This is a genomic window from Streptomyces sp. NPDC033216, assembly GCF_055577115.1.
Genome location: NZ_JBVIQK010000024.1, coordinates 44,539 through 58,731, shown reverse-complemented (window position 1 = coordinate 58,731; position 14,193 = coordinate 44,539). Strand labels below are relative to the sequence as shown.

Annotated in this window: 15 protein-coding genes; 8 read left to right on the top strand and 7 right to left on the bottom strand. The window is 70.8% G+C overall.

Annotation, left to right across the window (positions count from 1 at the left end):
• The first annotated feature begins 55 nt into the window (after positions 1-55).
• Positions 56-184: a hypothetical protein gene (locus ACZ5Y0_RS30900; RefSeq protein ID WP_469131968.1), complete on the top strand. Its 129-nt coding sequence runs from the start codon at positions 56-58 to the stop codon at positions 182-184.
• A 485-nt stretch (positions 185-669) separates the two neighbouring features.
• On the opposite strand, the gene ACZ5Y0_RS30895 is transcribed toward ACZ5Y0_RS30900, so the two are convergent.
• On the bottom strand, positions 670-1,728 hold the full coding sequence (locus tag ACZ5Y0_RS30895; RefSeq protein WP_469131967.1) for a CU044_5270 family protein: 1,059 nt from the start codon (positions 1,726-1,728) through the stop codon (positions 670-672).
• Entirely contained in the window at positions 1,725-2,345 is a 621-nt protein-coding gene (locus ACZ5Y0_RS30890; RefSeq protein WP_469132007.1) for an RNA polymerase sigma factor, read from the bottom strand. The genes ACZ5Y0_RS30895 and ACZ5Y0_RS30890 overlap by 4 nt, the downstream gene beginning before the upstream one ends.
• 763 nt (positions 2,346-3,108) lie before the next feature.
• Between ACZ5Y0_RS30890 and ACZ5Y0_RS30885 the strand changes: the two genes are divergently transcribed.
• The 3 genes from ACZ5Y0_RS30885 to ACZ5Y0_RS30875 all read left to right on the top strand — a co-directional run bounded on the left by ACZ5Y0_RS30885 (position 3,109) and on the right by ACZ5Y0_RS30875 (position 4,727).
• The gene (locus tag ACZ5Y0_RS30885) at positions 3,109-3,921 is read left to right on the top strand and encodes an MBL fold metallo-hydrolase (protein WP_469131966.1); all 813 of its coding nucleotides are present in this window, start codon (positions 3,109-3,111) and stop codon (positions 3,919-3,921) included.
• A 24-nt stretch (positions 3,922-3,945) separates the two neighbouring features.
• On the top strand, positions 3,946-4,350 hold the full coding sequence (locus ACZ5Y0_RS30880; protein ID WP_469131965.1) for a tautomerase family protein: 405 nt from the start codon (positions 3,946-3,948) through the stop codon (positions 4,348-4,350).
• Positions 4,351-4,568: 218 nt separating this feature from the next.
• Entirely contained in the window at positions 4,569-4,727 is a 159-nt protein-coding gene (locus ACZ5Y0_RS30875) for a hypothetical protein (protein ID WP_469131964.1), read from the top strand.
• 64 nt (positions 4,728-4,791) lie between these two features.
• Here the strand turns inward: ACZ5Y0_RS30875 and ACZ5Y0_RS30870 are convergent, their stop codons facing one another.
• Positions 4,792-5,412 carry a TetR/AcrR family transcriptional regulator gene (locus ACZ5Y0_RS30870; RefSeq protein ID WP_469131963.1) on the bottom strand — a complete coding sequence of 207 codons (621 nt, stop codon included), beginning with the start codon at positions 5,410-5,412 and terminating at the stop codon, positions 4,792-4,794.
• Between the two features lie 423 nt (positions 5,413-5,835).
• Here ACZ5Y0_RS30870 and ACZ5Y0_RS30865 point away from each other — a divergent pair, with 423 nt between their 5' ends.
• Together ACZ5Y0_RS30865 and ACZ5Y0_RS30860 are read left to right on the top strand one after the other, a co-directional pair.
• Complete coding sequence (locus ACZ5Y0_RS30865; RefSeq protein WP_469131962.1) at positions 5,836-6,279, top strand: VOC family protein; 444 nt, start codon at positions 5,836-5,838, stop codon at positions 6,277-6,279.
• 231 nt (positions 6,280-6,510) lie between these two features.
• Positions 6,511-7,977 (top strand): dihydrolipoyl dehydrogenase family protein, encoded by a 1,467-nt coding sequence (locus ACZ5Y0_RS30860; RefSeq protein ID WP_469131961.1) that lies wholly within the window; start codon positions 6,511-6,513, stop codon positions 7,975-7,977.
• A 579-nt stretch (positions 7,978-8,556) separates the two neighbouring features.
• Here the strand turns inward: ACZ5Y0_RS30860 and ACZ5Y0_RS30855 are convergent.
• From ACZ5Y0_RS30855 to ACZ5Y0_RS30845, 3 genes are all read right to left on the bottom strand, one after another.
• Positions 8,557-9,033: a winged helix-turn-helix transcriptional regulator gene (locus ACZ5Y0_RS30855; RefSeq protein ID WP_469131960.1), complete on the bottom strand. Its 477-nt coding sequence runs from the start codon at positions 9,031-9,033 to the stop codon at positions 8,557-8,559.
• A gap of 149 nt (positions 9,034-9,182) precedes the next feature.
• Positions 9,183-9,938: an SDR family oxidoreductase gene (locus ACZ5Y0_RS30850; protein WP_469131959.1), complete on the bottom strand. Its 756-nt coding sequence runs from the start codon at positions 9,936-9,938 to the stop codon at positions 9,183-9,185.
• Between the two features lie 66 nt (positions 9,939-10,004).
• The gene (locus ACZ5Y0_RS30845; RefSeq protein ID WP_469131958.1) at positions 10,005-10,724 is read right to left on the bottom strand and encodes an SDR family oxidoreductase; all 720 of its coding nucleotides are present in this window, start codon (positions 10,722-10,724) and stop codon (positions 10,005-10,007) included.
• Between the two features lie 682 nt (positions 10,725-11,406).
• On the opposite strand from ACZ5Y0_RS30845, the gene ACZ5Y0_RS30840 reads away from it, so the two are divergent.
• Together ACZ5Y0_RS30840 and ACZ5Y0_RS30835 are read left to right on the top strand one after the other, a co-directional pair.
• Positions 11,407-12,555, top strand: a complete 1,149-nt coding sequence (locus ACZ5Y0_RS30840) for an MFS transporter (RefSeq protein WP_469131957.1) — start codon at positions 11,407-11,409, stop codon at positions 12,553-12,555.
• A gap of 178 nt (positions 12,556-12,733) precedes the next feature.
• Positions 12,734-13,453, top strand: coding sequence for a hypothetical protein (locus ACZ5Y0_RS30835; protein WP_469131956.1), 720 nt, complete (start codon positions 12,734-12,736; stop codon positions 13,451-13,453).
• Positions 13,454-13,562: 109 nt separating this feature from the next.
• Here ACZ5Y0_RS30835 and ACZ5Y0_RS30830 read toward each other — a convergent pair whose 3' ends face one another.
• Positions 13,563-13,739 carry a helix-turn-helix domain-containing protein gene (locus ACZ5Y0_RS30830; protein ID WP_469131955.1) on the bottom strand — a complete coding sequence of 59 codons (177 nt, stop codon included), beginning with the start codon at positions 13,737-13,739 and terminating at the stop codon, positions 13,563-13,565.
• Between the last annotated feature and the right edge of the window lie 454 nt (positions 13,740-14,193).

The following is a 14,193-nucleotide window of genomic DNA, read 5'->3' as shown; positions in this document are numbered from 1 at the left end:
GCCGGCTGCGCAGGACACTCGGTCGTTCTCGGACGAATCGACGAGGTACGCGCATGTGCACGACTACTACCCGGCGGCCGGAGACAGCGAGGCGGAGGCGATCGGCACGACCGCCATGGCGATCGAGGTCCCGGAGCTGACGGACTCCTCATCGATCCGGCCCGTGACGCCATCGAACAGATGACGCGTCTGAGGGAAACGGTGCACCAGGGGCGCGAGCGTTGTCGGCCCGTGCCGACCTGCACGCAGGCCCAGCCGGTCCCGTGCCCACGATCCGTCTCCCTGTCGACACCGGCTCGCGACCGGGGAACCGGAGTTTCGAATGACCACCGGACCCTCGTGCCGGGCTTTGAGGGCGTTCCGCGACTCCGGTCCCGGGATTCCTCTTGGCCGCGCAGGAGGCGCCGGGCTCTTCAGCGGCGGGGGACGGTCGGCCCGGTGTCGAGTTGAGCGTTGCCGCGATCACCGCCTTGCCCGCCACCGGGAGTCGGGCAGGTCCGACTCCCGCCATGCACGCGGACACGCGTTCTTCGCGGGGGCCGGCCGGGCTGACGCATGACCGAGGAGGCACCGACCGTCCGGTCACGAAAGAGGTGCCGTCCCGGACCAGCCCGCAACACCCCACCCATGCAGGCAGACCGCCCGGCACCATACCTCGCGCGTCGGGCGTCAGCCGGCGGTCTTGGCGGGCACCTCCCCCTGCCGGTCGACGACCCCGCGCTGCATGACGGCGTCGGTGCCGAACAACACGTCGTCCCCGGCGTCCCCGGCCCCCCGGGTGAAGTACGCCTGCGAGCCGAAGTAGGCGAGAGTGTCCTTGTCGAAGATCAGCACGGAGCGGGTGACGGAGCCGGAGTCCCTGTGGGTGATGCCGATGCCGTGACGCCCGGCCGCATCAACGGCGTCGGGGATCCGGGTGATGCCGGGGATGCGGGCGACGCCCTTGTACAGGGCAGAAGCGGTCTCAGGCGGCATGATCACGCTGCCCAGCAGGTCGCCGATCGTCCTGAAGACGGCCTCGTCCTCCGACTCGCCCTTTTCCACCATGGTCTGGTCGTACAGCGCTTCGAGCAGGCCATCCGGGTCGGTGGGCAGTGAGGCCAGCCACGTGTAGGTCGGGTACCACAGGCCGGGGCCCACGGGTGTCGCGGACGTGATGGGAATCAGCTGACCGGGCATCACGGCGTCTTTCCCGCTCGACCGAAGCCAACCGGTCGTCGCCGCGCGTCCGGGCTTCTGAGCCGTCCAGATCTCTTCCTTGTGCGCCGCGCCGAGCACCACACGACCGCCGAAGGCGCCCTTGTTCTCGCGTGCCAGGCGCTGGACGTACACGAACTGGTCCTCCTTCACCGGCGTCGCGTCCGTCTTCATCGCCGCGGCGGCGATCCGGCCGAGAGTGACGGTCGCGGCGTTGGCCCGGGCCGGTGCCGAAGCAGTGTGTCCGGCCTCCGGTACGGAGCCGTGGTCGCCCGCGGAGTACGCGACGGCCAGAGCACCGGCCAAGGCCAGTGACATGGCGGGCAACGCCAGAGCCAGGCGCGGCATCCTGCGGCGGGAAGGGGCGAACGACCCCGCGCCGGAAGCGCTGTTGTCGCGGTCGATCTGCTGCATCAGAAGGTCCTTGTGGTGAAGACGGCGACTCGGCGAGAGGTCCCAGTCGGCCGAGGCCACCAGCAGTTCCTCCGCGTCACTCAGGGCAGGTCCGGCGGGCAGGTTGTCGGCATTCATCGGGTCTCCTCCTGCAGATACAGGGCCGCGATCGCGGCCTCACCTTCCTTCTCTCCGCGACGCTCACGCGGTTCCGCACTTCTTCCGGACGCCGGACCGGCGCTGTACCGGGCGAGTCGCGCCCGGGCACGGGAGAGCCGGGACCGCACGGTGCCCACCGGAATGCCCAGCGCCTCGGCGGCCTGCTGGTAGTCGAGCCCGGCACCCACGCACAGGGCGATCACCTCGCGGTCCGGACGACTCAGCTGACGCAGGGCAGCGTGGACCGACGACAGGCGGCGAGCGTCGTCGATCCGGCCGGCCGTCTCGTCCGCGAAGTCCGCCACGGACCGGGGCTGCGGGGTGCGCGCGAGGAAGGCGAGCCGCCGGCGCAGACCGCGGTTGGCGTTGTGCGCCTTGTGCGTCGCGATGCCGAGCAGCCACGGTGTGAGGGAACCGCCTTCCGGTTCCAGCGACTGCCGGGTACGCCAAGCACCGAGGAAGGTCTCGGACATCACTTCCTCTGCTTCCGACCAGTTGCCGGTCAGCCGCAGGGCATGGCTGTAGACGGCGCGGGCGTTCTGGTCGTACAGGTCCGCGAACGCCGCACGGTCGCCCGCCCGTACTCGCGCCCGCAACGACTCACTGGGTTCTATAGGACTCACGTCTGGTTCTCTCCGCGGGCCCGGCCGCGTTCCCGTGTCGTGCGCCACACCGCTGGTCGTCCGTCACGCTTCCGGCCGGCGGTGCCGTCCTGCGCACCGGCATCGCGGGGGTCTCGCCACGCTCTCATGCTCGCAGCCGGCCGAAGTGCCCGGCCGGCCGGGACGGAGGGCTTACCGGGGACGGGTCGCAAGGCGAAGCCAGGAGCGCGCCGCGGTCATCCTCGCGAGGCGAGGCGGGTGAGCGTCCGGGCGGCGGGTTCCTCCCGCGCCTCGCGCTGGCCGGTGCCCGCCCACAGATGGATCAGATCGGTGTCGCCCGCGGCGGTGGCTGCGCAGCGGAGCGGTGAGGTGGTGCAGCGTGGGACAGCCGGGCGGGGCCAGGGGTTCGTAGGTGTCGGTGAAGTGGTTGCGCAGCCCGCGGGGGCGGGGCGGCCGGTGAAAGTTGCGCTACCTGCCGGTGACCGCGCGCCGCCCAGCCCGGTCCGTCTCATCTACCGGCAGGACACGGGAGCGGTGCCGGCCCTCGTGCGCCGCTTCCTCGAAGCGGCTCTGGACGCGGCCTCGACCTGCGCCCATGCAGGTGAGGCATAGGCTCTACCGGAGCGGCATTTCCGCCCCGCGGCACATGCTGCCCACGGTCGACCGCGGAGGGAGTGGCGCGACCGGACCTTCCGGTGCGCCCCGGCGGCATCGGCCCCGCCCGTCCTCTCAGCTCACGCCAAGGAGCCCCGGCACCATGGGATCGTCCTCTTCCCCCCTTCTTCCTCGTCACGACGGGTCGGCCATGGTGGTGGGCGGCCCCACCACCGTCATCGACCTCGGTGGACTGCGCATCGTCTCCGACCCGACCTTCGACGCCCCGGGCCCGTACGGCTACCTGACCAAGACCGAGGGTCCCGCGGTCGCCGAGGACCGGCTCGCGGACGTGGACCTGGTCCTGGTCAGCCACGACAACCATGCGGACAACCTCGACGACCGCGGCCGCGCCTTCGTCCTCGCCGCCCCCCTGCTGCTCACCACGACCGGCGGCGCCGAGCGTCTCGGCCACCCTGCGAAGGGCCTGGCCGCCTGGCACACCCACACGCTCCAGCGCCCGGACGGCGGCGAGCTGACCGTTACCGCCGTGCCCGCCGTGCACGGCCCGGAAGACGGTGAGCGGGACGTAAACGGCAACGTCAACTGCCAGGTCATCGGCTTCGTGCTGACCGGGAACGACGTACCGACCGTCTACATCAGCGGCGACAACGCCTCGCTGCGCACCGTCGCCGAGATCGCCCGGCGCACCGCCGGCATCGACGTGGCCGTCCTGCACGCCGGTGCCGCCCGCGTCCAGGGCAAGTTCCGCGAACGGCCCGTCAGCCTGGACAGCGTCCGGGCCGCCGCTGCCGCCGCCGTTCTCGGCGCTCCCGTCACCATCGCCGCCCACTACACCGGCTGGGCCCACTTCACCGAAGGCCGCGAATCCATCGAGCGGGCCTTCGACGACGCCGGCCTCACATCCGCCCTGGCGATCGCCGACCTCGGCACTTGGCTCCCCCTCAGGCCCTGAACCCACCCACCCAAGGACCCCGCCATGCCTCTCGTACGCATCGATCTCGTCCGTGGCCGCAGCCCCGAGGCCGTCAAGGCCATCGCCGAGGCCGTCCAGCAGTCCCTCGTCGACGTCCTGAAGGTGCCCGAGCGCGATCGCTTCCAGATCGTCACCCAGCACGAGCCGGACGAGATCGTCGCCCTCGACGCGGGACTCGGGTTCCAGCGCACCCCCGGCACGGTGATCGTCCACATCTTCACCCAGCGCGGCCGCAGCACCGAGGACAAACAGCGGCTGTACAAGGCGCTCGCCTCCCGGCTCGCCGAAGCCGGCGTCATCGGGACGGATCTGTTCATCAGCTACTCCGAGAACGGCCCGGACGACTGGTCGTTCGCCGACGGCCGCGCCCAGTACGTCCAGGGCGACCTTCCCGTGCCCGGAAGCTGACCGCTCCCGCTCCGTGGCGCGCCTTCCAGCCCGCGCGCCTATCCTGCTGCTGGGAGGCGAGCCGTCCGCACAGTGCACGGCCGAGCAGGCCCGAGGGGATCCTGGACGCGGATCTCGGGATAGCCCTGCACGGCGCCGCTCGCGAGGCTCTCCGGCCGCCTGGAAGGCGTCGTTGCCGCCTCCGGCTTGAAGTACGCGATTCCCGGAGCAATCCGCCGGTGCCGTCACCTCTGGCACTGTCCGAGGAGGACAACGCCGACGCCGAGCACGGACGTGGTCCGCTGATCGTCGACGCGTTGGGCGGGGCGGGGAACAGCTTCCCGAACGGCCACGGCAAGAACGTCGTCGTCGACATGCCCTTCCACGACCTGGCCTGAGCCGCACCTGGCCCCGATCAGCGGTCCCCGTCCCTATCGGCCGGACCGGCCCCCGGGTCAGTGATCAGACTGCGGCCACACCCTTCGCGGGTGCCTGCGCTCCCAGAAGGGCAAGGCAGTTGAGCCACAGGACATCGAGCTGGGCGGTGTTGTTGTAGAGCTTGGCGAACAGCACGTGGCCCTCCAGCTGCGCGACGACGGCGCGCGCGGCGTCATGGGTGTCGGCGACCTGCACATCACCGCGTTCCACGGCGGCTTCGATCACCTCTTGGACCATGTCCACCTGGGCTTCGAAGATCTCCTGCAGACGCCTGCGGATGACCTCCGTCTGGTTGCTCAGTTCCAGTGTGAGGTTGCCGAACATGCACCCGGACACAGTGCCGCACGTCTCCTGGCCGGCGCGCTGGGCGGTTGCGGTCTCCTCGAACAGCTGCCGGAGGCGGAGCAGGGGTTCCTCGTCGCCGCGCAGCACGCGATTCCAGTTCTCGCGCTGGGTGGCCCACTGCTCATCGATCACGGCCAGTGCCAGGGCTTCCTTGGACTCGAAGAAGTAGTAGAAGCTGCCCTTCGGCACGCCGGCCGTCTTGCAGATCTCGGCCACACCGAGCGCTGAGTAGCCCCGCAGTTCGATGAGGGACCGCGCAGCATCGAGGATCTTGTCTTTGGCATCACTCGTACGCCCCATCCACACAGTATACGACCATTCGACTAGCTCGGGGGAAACGGCCGGTTCTCGGAAACGGGCACAGCACAGGCCGGGATCGGACACTTCGAGTGGTGACCGACCGCCAGGCGCGTTAACTTCGAGGTGGCCGCGGATGCCGTCGCACCACATCCCGAGAGTCGGCCGTCGCTCGTTCCCCGTACTAGGGGGAGGTCCCTTTGCAGGTCGAATGCTCCGCTGTGCGTGGCAGGCACGAACGCGCTGGGGACCGGGTCCGACGCTTTCCGCGCTGTCCTGCGGACGTGTCCTGCCGAGGCGCGCGGGTGTGCGCCCGCCGGCCACCGGGAGCGGCCGGTCCGTCCCCTCACTTCCGCGATCGGGCGGCCGGACCCTGTGGTGTGAGGGTCGGCGCGGATCGCACTGGTTGGTCAGGAAGGCTCATCCATGGACATGAAACTCGAAGTCGTCGTGATTCCGGTGGCGGATGTCGACCGGGCGAAGAGCTTCTACGAAGGGCTGGGATGGCGGCTGGACGCCGACTTCACCGCCGACGACGGCCTGCGCGTCGTGCAGGTGACGCCGCCCGGGTCGGCGTGCTCGGTGATCTTCGGTCGCGACGTCAGCGCTGCCGCCCCGGGGTCCGCTGAAGGACTCCACCTCGTGGTCTCGGACATCGAGGCGGCGCGGGAGGAGCTGGCACAGGCAGGCGCAGACGTCAGCGAGGTCTTCCACGACGCCGGCGGGGTGTTCCATCACGCGGGGCAGAAGGCCCGGGTTTCCGGCCCGGACCCCCAGCGGGGCAGCTACGCCTCCTACCTGTCGTTCACCGACCCGGACGGCAACGGCTGGGTCGTGCAGGAGGTCACCGAACGGCTGCCGGGCCGCTGAGCCACGACGTGCCGGCGTGGGCTCCCTCGCCGGCCTCAGGCGAGGTGGACCGCGCGACGGACCCAGCAGGGCCGCGGTATGCGGCCCCTCGCACACCGGGCGGCGTACCGGCCGGGGAGCACACTTGAGAGGCGCTGTTGCGGCGTCGGACGACCAGCCGGCGTCACACCGTGGCGTCCCCGCTCCGGGCTCCCGTCAGCCGCACCAGGCCCAGCATGAACGGGAGCAGGAATGGACGACACGTCCCGCGCTTACGACGTGGTGGTTCTCGGTGCAGGTCCAGCGGGAGAGAATTTCGCCGAACGCACCCGGGCGGCCGGGCTCACCACAGTGATCGTGGAAAACGAACTCCTCGGCGGCGAATGCTCGTTCTGGGCATGCGAACCGAGCAAGGCCCTGCTGCGCCCGGTGGTGGCGCGGGCCGACGCCCGCCGGGTCCCCGGACTCAGACGGGCGGTGGAGGGGCCCCTGGACGTTCCGGCCGTCTTCGCCTACCGCGACAAGATGTCCGCCTACTGGCAGGACGACGACCAGGTCGACTGGCTCGACTCGGTGTCCGTGGACCTGGTGCGGGGCCACGGCCGGCTGGATGGGCCGCGCCAGGTGGTGGTGGAGACCGCGGACGGCGGAAGCGTACGCCTGACCGCCCGGCATGCCGTGGGGGTGTGCACGGGGACCGTCACCGCCTTCCCGGACCTGCCGGGACTGGAGCAGGTGCGTCCGTGGACCAACCGTGACGCGACCGCGGCACAGCACGTGCCGAACCGGCTCATCGTGGTGGGGGGCGGAGTGGTGGCCGTCGAGATGGCCACCGCGTTCCAGGCGTTCGGCTCCCAGGTGACGCTGCTGGTTCGCGGGGACAAGGGGCTGCTGAACCGGATGGAGCCGTTCGCCGGCGAGATGGTGGCCGACGCCCTGCGCGCCGCCGGAGCCGACGTGCGCTTCGGCGCCTCGGTGAGCGCGGTCGCCCGCGAGGACGGCTCGGACGGTCCCGTGCACGTCACGCTGGACGACGGACGCTCGCTGGTCGGCGACGAGATCCTCTTCGCGACCGGCCGCGCACCGCACACCGCCGACATCGGCCTGGACACCATCGGCCTCTCCCCCGGTGACTGGCTGACCGTGGACGACTCGTACCGCGTGACGGACGTCGCCGACGGATGGCTCTACGCCGTGGGCGACGTCAACCACCGGGCGCTGATGACCCATCAGGGCAAGTACCAGGCCCGGATCGCGGGCGCCGTCATCGGGGCGCGCGCCAAGGGGGAGCCTCTCGACGACGGCCCGTGGGGCAGGCACGCATCAACGGCCGACAGTGCCGCCGTGCCGCAGGTGGTGTTCTCCGAACCCGAGGTGACCAGCGTCGGACTGACCACGCAGGAAGCCGAGCGGACCGGCCGCCGGGTGGACGTCGTGGACTACGACCTCAGCTGGATCGCCGGCGCGCTGCAGTACGCCGACGGCTACCGGGGCAGGGCCCGGGTGCTGATCGACGCCGAGCGCGGCACGGTCGTCGGTGCCACCTTCGTCGGTCCCGGCACACAGGAGCTCCTGTACTCGGCGACGGTGGTGGTCGCCGGTGAGACGCCGGTGGAGCGGTTGTGGCACGCCGTCCCCGCGTTCCCGACGATCAGTGAAGTGTGGCTGCGCGTGCTGGAGACCTACCGGGACCGGGGCGCGCGCGAGCAGGACAGCTGACACCCCTCCACCGGGTCCGGCCGACGCAGCGTTCGTCTCCTCGGCGGGGCCCGGGCGGTCGAGCCTGCGTCAGTCGCCGCGCCAGATGTTGTCGAAGGCGGCGGCCTCGATGGACCGGCGCTGCCGCTGGGCGGCGAGTTCCCTGACGGCCTGCTGGACGACCGCCAGCACGGCGTCGTGCTCGTCCACCAGAAACCAGACCGGCGACCGCGTCCGCCGGTACTTCGCTCAGCCCCGCGGCAGCCGGCGAAGCCCGCGCGTACGGGTTCACCCGGTGCCCAGCGGTCTTTTGCCGGGAGGAGGGCAGTGGGTCCACCGGTGCCGGTCGGCTCCGGCGCTGGGGGTTGCGGTGGGGGCGCGCGCGCCACGAGTCCGTCTGCTTCCAGCGCGATTTGATAGCGCGCCGCGAGCTCGCGGTCCCGGCGCCACAGCCGGTCCTCCACGGTTGTGCGGGGTATCCCCGGTTCGAGGAGTGACAGGGACCTCACAGACCCCATCGGGCTGCCTGTGCGCACCCGATGTCCGGCGTGCCCGGATTCGGCCCTCGACCCTGCTGGGGACGCCGTTTCCCGGAGTCCGTCACATCCCCTGCGACGGTGCGAACCGCGCGGCGAGGTGGACGTCGTCGAGCGGCGATTCGTTTCCCTCGTCGTCGATGAAGGCGACCCGGAGGGGGCGTCCGGTCGATCGGCTCGCCCGGTGCACCAGAGGGCCTTCGGGATGGGGCCGGTGCAGGTCACCCCACTGCTGAAGAGCGCCGATGACGACGATGAGGTCCCGGCCGGCCGGGGTCAGGCGATAGGCCATGCGCGTGCGGGCTCCGCCCTCGCGGTAGGGGTGTTTCTCCAGCACGCCCGCGTCCACCAGCACACCGAGCCGCTGGGTCAGTACGTCGCTGGCCACATGGAGACGCTCACGGAACTCCGAGAAGCGCGTGACGCCCTGTACCGCCTCCCTGAGGATCAGCAGACTCCATCGATCCCCGACGACCTCCAGGGCCCGGCCGATCGAGCAGCGCTGTCCGCGCTCCGCGGTCGACGCTATGCGTTTCGTCATGCCTCAAGGATATCGCTGGGGATATCGCTGGGTTGGAAATCCAGACCATGCCGGGCCGGGCGGAAGCACACCCGCCTGGGACGGCTCGGCGCACGGCCTCGCCCGCGTCTCGGCGTCCCATGCGGTCGACACGACCAGTGCGCGCTCGCTCAATGCCCGAGAAGCTGTTGTCCACCGTCGATGTCGTACGTGGCACCGGTGAGCGCGTCGTTGCACATGATGTGGGTCGCCAGGGAGGCGACGTCGTCGGCGCTGACGACCCGGCCGATGGGCAACGAGGCGCGCAGTTCCTCACGGCGCGCTTCCAGCTGGTCGCCGAGGAGGGACGCGGAAAGGGGTGTGTCGACGAAGCCGGCGGCGATGAGGTTCACGCGGACGGGCGCCAGTTCGAGTGCGAGGTTCGCGGTGAGGGCGGGAAGAGCGGCGGTCAGTGCGGCGGTGACGGTGAGGCCGACGGCCGGGCGTCGCGCGCCCGTGCCGCCGATGAACAACACCGTTCCTGCGGGGCGGACCTTCTCGCGGCTGCACAGGGCGACAGCGAGGCTCATGGTCAGACGCTCGGTGAAGTGACGGTGGGCCTGGGCGAGGTCCATGTCGCCCAGGGGCATGTAGAAGGGGCGGCCGGCCGTGAGGATCACGTGGTCGACCGGGCCGGTCAGCTCGCGGAAGAACAGCTCGAGGCGGTCGGTGTCGGTCGCGTCGAAGGCCGCCGTCCCTGCGGGCTGGAGTTCGCGTGCGGCCTGCCGCAGCCGCTCGGGATCACGTCCGGTCAGCACGACCTGACCCCCCTCCGCGCGCACACGGCGAGCGGTCGCCAGCCCCATACCGGCGCTGCCGCCGATCACCACCACGGTCTGGCCTGCGAGGGCGCCGGCGGCGTCGTGCGGTGGCGTGCTGTCATTCATCGGAACCTCCGACGGGCGTGCGATCCGGCACCGAGGGGCCCTGGGGGCGAACCGTCCCCGAGGCGGTCACACGAGGGACGAGCCGCCGCGCAATTGCGGGTAAAGCGCCTCAGGTCCCTGGGACAACGCGGCCTGCACGCGCCGGCTGACGTCATCGCCGAGAACCTCGGGCCACCCCGCCTCGACTCCCTCCAGGGTCGCGCGGGCCACTGCGGCAGGGTCCGCCTTCGGCCCCGTGACGGCCGCGGCCATGTCTGTCGCGAGGTAGCTCACGTGCAGGGCGGTGACCTGTGTCCCCTGTTCCGCCAGGGCCACCCGCAGGGCGTTGGTCATCGACCACTCCGCGGACTTGGCAGCGGCATACCCGGCACTGGCCGTGATCGACACCCAGGAAAGCACCGAGAGGACGTTGACGATCGCCCCGCCGCCGTTGCGGCCGAGAATCGGGGCGAAAGCCCTGCTCATCGCGAGGGTGCCGAGCACATGCGTCTCGAACTCCGTACGGAAGAAGTCCAATTCCGCGGTGAGGATGTGCGCCCGGGTCGTGGATCCGGCGTTGTTGACGAGGAGGGTCACGTCCGGCGCCTGTTCGGCCGCGGCCAGGACCGAGGCATGGTCGGTGATGTCCACGGCGACGGGCACGGCCTCGGGCACCGTCACCTTCGCCGGATCGCGGGCTCCGGCATAGACCTTGGCCGCGCCCGCTTCGAGCAGCGCTCGCACGAACTGCTCACCGAGCCCGCGGTTGGCACCGGTCACGAACGCGACTGATCCATCCACCTTCATGCGTGGACCCTTCCGGAAGGGGGGCGAGGGCTGAAGACCTGGGTCGCGATGCGACAGTCCACAGCGGTCTCTTCCAAGCTATAGCGCCGCGGATTCCGCCACCACCTGACGCCGGCCCGCTGTCCGCACCGACCGGAAACGACACCTCGAGTCCGTTACCCGGCCCGGCGGACCCCCGTCCCCGGTACGAGTCGGGCTTGAGCCATGTGAAATGCGCTGTGGCACCGGACCTCGTGCCGGTCCTCGGGTGGCGGGCGGGGATGTCGGGCGAAATCTCCTGTTCGGTCCGGGCCTGGCTGACCAGGAGTGACATCCCGTGAGTCGATCACGCTGTACCAGTGTGCCGCCTGGCCAGCGGCGTTGCGCGGCAGATCGAGCGCACGTCGTGGTCCGCGGGCACGGCTTCCGGCCTGTCCGGGAGCACGTCGCGCTCTTTTGTGGTCATGGTCCGGAATGCGGCCTTCCTCACTCATGCAGGAAGGGGTCCTCCGAGAACTCGTTTTGTCAGATTTTGCACCCGCCCATGTCTCGGCCGCTCGTCGGCTGCCTCCGGTTCACGGAAGAGAAGCACGTTCACTTGATACCCACGAAAGTCCACCCACCCCGGCACGCCCGCACCGTCGCCCACGGCCGGATTCGGGGTGTTTACCTGCCTCGTCTCGCAGATGCGGTCGCATCCTCCATGGCCACGTACGGAATCCCCCTACTGGTCCTGGGTGCGACGAATTCGTCCTCGTGGACCGGGATCTCCTTCATGCTGACTTGGGCGCCGCGGCTCTGCACGTTCGCTCTCGCGGGCATGGCTGTCGACCGCTACGGGCCCGCACGGGTCTTCCGGCTGGCCGCCGCTACCCGGGCCGTGCTCACCGGGTGTGCCGCCGCCGCCCTGGCCATGACCGCCGGCAGCACGGCCCTGGGCCTCGTGATGTTGCTGGCGGTGTGCGCGGGGTGCCTGACACAGTTCAGCTTCATCGCGGCCGAGAGCGTCGGCGTGATCACCAGCAAGGAGGCGGGCGACGCGGCACACCGCGTCCAGTCGGTCCTTCTCGGCATCGACCAGGCGGCCGCCCTGGCCGGCCCCGCGGCGGGCGGCCTCCTCCTGCAATGGCACGGTCCCAGCGGCATGCTCATGGTGCTCGGCGGTCTGTCCCTGCTGTCGGCCGCTGCCGCCCCGCGGTCACAGCAGGCACCTTTACGGGGGCACAAGCGGAGCACACCAGCGGCGAGTGGATGGCGCACGGGCTGGTCCACCCTGCGCTCCCTGCCGTCCCTCGCATGGCTGGTATCCGGCCTGGCACTGTCCAATCTGGCCCTGGGTCTGCTGGAGACGGCGACGCCGGTGCTGGTGGTGAAGCAACTCGGCCGTTCCAGTGCCTCGGTCGGCCTGGTGTGGTCCTGCGCGGCCGCCGCTTCGCTGCTCGCGGTCGCCATCTGCCGCACGGTGATCGACCGGTGGGGGCTGACGACGGTGGGCCGCTGGGCCGCACTCGTGACGAGCGTGCCCTGCTTCCTCATCCCGCTCGCCGACTCCTACGTGGCCTACCTCGCACTGATCGCCGTCTTCATGGCCGGCGACAGCGTGCTGAGTGTCGTGCTGCGCACCATCCGCTCCCTGCTCATCCCCGCCGAGGTGTTCGGCAGCACCCTGTCCGTCACCGTACTGCTCCTGCTCCTGCCGTACCCGCTCGCCGGCATCCTCCTCGCCGTCTCCGATCCGGCGGACCTCCCCGTACTGATCACCATCTGCGCGATGGTGCAAAGCCTCGGCCTGGCCTGTGCGTTGACCTACGGCACCCGCTCCCGGCCCCGCCGCGGCAAGCACCGCAGATGAGCTTCTGAGTCGCCGGGCCCTGAACTTCGGTGGACTGCGGCGGTGAAGGTGTCGAGGATCACGCCGCCGCAGCTCCGGACCGGGAAGCTCCGCCCGTCCCGATGGCTTGTACCGACCGAGTAAGACGACCGGTCGTATACGCCATGGTCGGACCCTCGTCCTCACCCAGGAGAATGTCATGAGCGACCTCACGAGCACTGCCATAGAGGCCCACGGCGGCCTCGAGCGCTACAACGCTTTCAATTCGGTCACCGCGCACTTCCGCTCCGGCGGCGCCCTGTGGGGCCTCAAGCAGCAGGAGGGCGTGTTCGGGCACGCCGCGGTGCGAGTGGACCTGCACCGCCAGCACGCCGGCCACTTCCCCTTCACCGCACCCCATCTGCGCACCTCCGTGACCGCAGAGCGGGTGGCCGTAGAGACCGAGGACGGCGAGGTGAAGGCGGAACGGCTCGACCCGCGCGCGGCATTCGCCGGCCACACCCTCGAAACGCCCTGGGACGACCTTCACGTGGCCTACTTCGCCGGCTACGCGATGTGGACCTACCTCACGGCGCCCTTCACCTTCGCCGCCTCCGACGTCCGCACCGAGGAGCTGCCCTCGTCGACGGAGAACGGGCAGACCCTGCGACGCCTGAAGGTCACCTTCCCCGACCGCATCGCCACCCACAGCCGAGAGCAGATCTTCCACTTCGACCAGCACGGCCTCCTGCGCAGGCACGACTACACCGCCGACGTCCTGAACGCCGGCCCCGTCGCGCACTACTCCTCCGACTACAAGGAGTTCGACGGCATCATGGTGCCGACCCGCAGGCGCGTCCACCCGCTGGCCGCCGACGGAACCGTCAACCGTGAGCTGGAACTGGTCACCATTGACATCGAGAGCGCCCTGTTCGTCTGAGCGCCCACGGCAGGAGCCGCCTGCGACGCCCGTGAACGGCCCGGGCCGTTCAAGGGCGCGGGAGACATCACACGCGCCCGTGCAGCACCGGACCGGAGCTGCACGGGCCTCACAGTCCGAGCCACCCCTTCTCCCGCGCGTCGGCGCCCGCCTGGAAGCGGGTCCGAGCCCCCAGCCGCTCCATCAGTGCGGCCACACGCCGGGTCGCGGTGCGCTGGCTGACGCCCGGTTGCCGCGCGATCGCCTGGTCCTTCAGACCGTGGTGCAGCATACGCAGCAGCAACACGTCCGCCTCGCTGGGCAGTCCCTCCTCGGCCTGCCCGTCGGAGCCGCCGGAGTGTCGTCGCCGAGCAGTGTCGGGCGTGGCGCCCGGCGCGAAGACAGCCGTCTACAAGATCGACGCGGCGGCGGCCCCTCACGAGACACAGCGCATGCGCTCCGCCGCGTACGACACCTTCGCCCCGGCTCGGGGCGAACGGCTGCTCGACGTCGGGTGCGGCGCGGGTGAGGTGGCCCGCCGGCTCGGGGCCGGCGTGGGCAGGGAGGGCGGAGGCGGTTCCTCGACTCCGTCCACGAGTCGGTGGCACGGGGACTTCCTGTTCGCGTTCACCATTGGATCACCATGGGGCGCGTGGCGGGCGCCTGACCGGGGGGCGGGGGATCGGAGTCGCGCGGCGAAGCCCCCCGTGCCATTCCTTCGATCGCCGTCCGACCGCCGGCTCCGCCACGGGCGGCCCCAG

Bases quoted from the DNA above. Each gene is read 5' to 3' on its own strand.
- ACZ5Y0_RS30895 (WP_469131967.1), bottom strand. From the start codon at position 1,728: ATGAATGCCGACAACCTGCCCGCCGGACCTGCCCTGAGTGACGCGGAG.
- ACZ5Y0_RS30885 (WP_469131966.1), top strand. From the start codon at position 3,109: ATGGGATCGTCCTCTTCCCCCCTTCTTCCTCGTCACGACGGGTCGGCC.
- ACZ5Y0_RS30880 (WP_469131965.1), top strand. From the start codon at position 3,946: ATGCCTCTCGTACGCATCGATCTCGTCCGTGGCCGCAGCCCCGAGGCC.
- ACZ5Y0_RS30870 (WP_469131963.1), bottom strand. From the start codon at position 5,412: ATGGGGCGTACGAGTGATGCCAAAGACAAGATCCTCGATGCTGCGCGG.
- ACZ5Y0_RS30865 (WP_469131962.1), top strand. From the start codon at position 5,836: ATGGACATGAAACTCGAAGTCGTCGTGATTCCGGTGGCGGATGTCGAC.
- ACZ5Y0_RS30860 (WP_469131961.1), top strand. From the start codon at position 6,511: ATGGACGACACGTCCCGCGCTTACGACGTGGTGGTTCTCGGTGCAGGT.
- ACZ5Y0_RS30855 (WP_469131960.1), bottom strand. From the start codon at position 9,033: ATGACGAAACGCATAGCGTCGACCGCGGAGCGCGGACAGCGCTGCTCG.
- ACZ5Y0_RS30850 (WP_469131959.1), bottom strand. From the start codon at position 9,938: ATGAATGACAGCACGCCACCGCACGACGCCGCCGGCGCCCTCGCAGGC.
- ACZ5Y0_RS30845 (WP_469131958.1), bottom strand. From the start codon at position 10,724: ATGAAGGTGGATGGATCAGTCGCGTTCGTGACCGGTGCCAACCGCGGG.
- ACZ5Y0_RS30840 (WP_469131957.1), top strand. From the start codon at position 11,407: ATGGCCACGTACGGAATCCCCCTACTGGTCCTGGGTGCGACGAATTCG.
- ACZ5Y0_RS30835 (WP_469131956.1), top strand. From the start codon at position 12,734: ATGAGCGACCTCACGAGCACTGCCATAGAGGCCCACGGCGGCCTCGAG.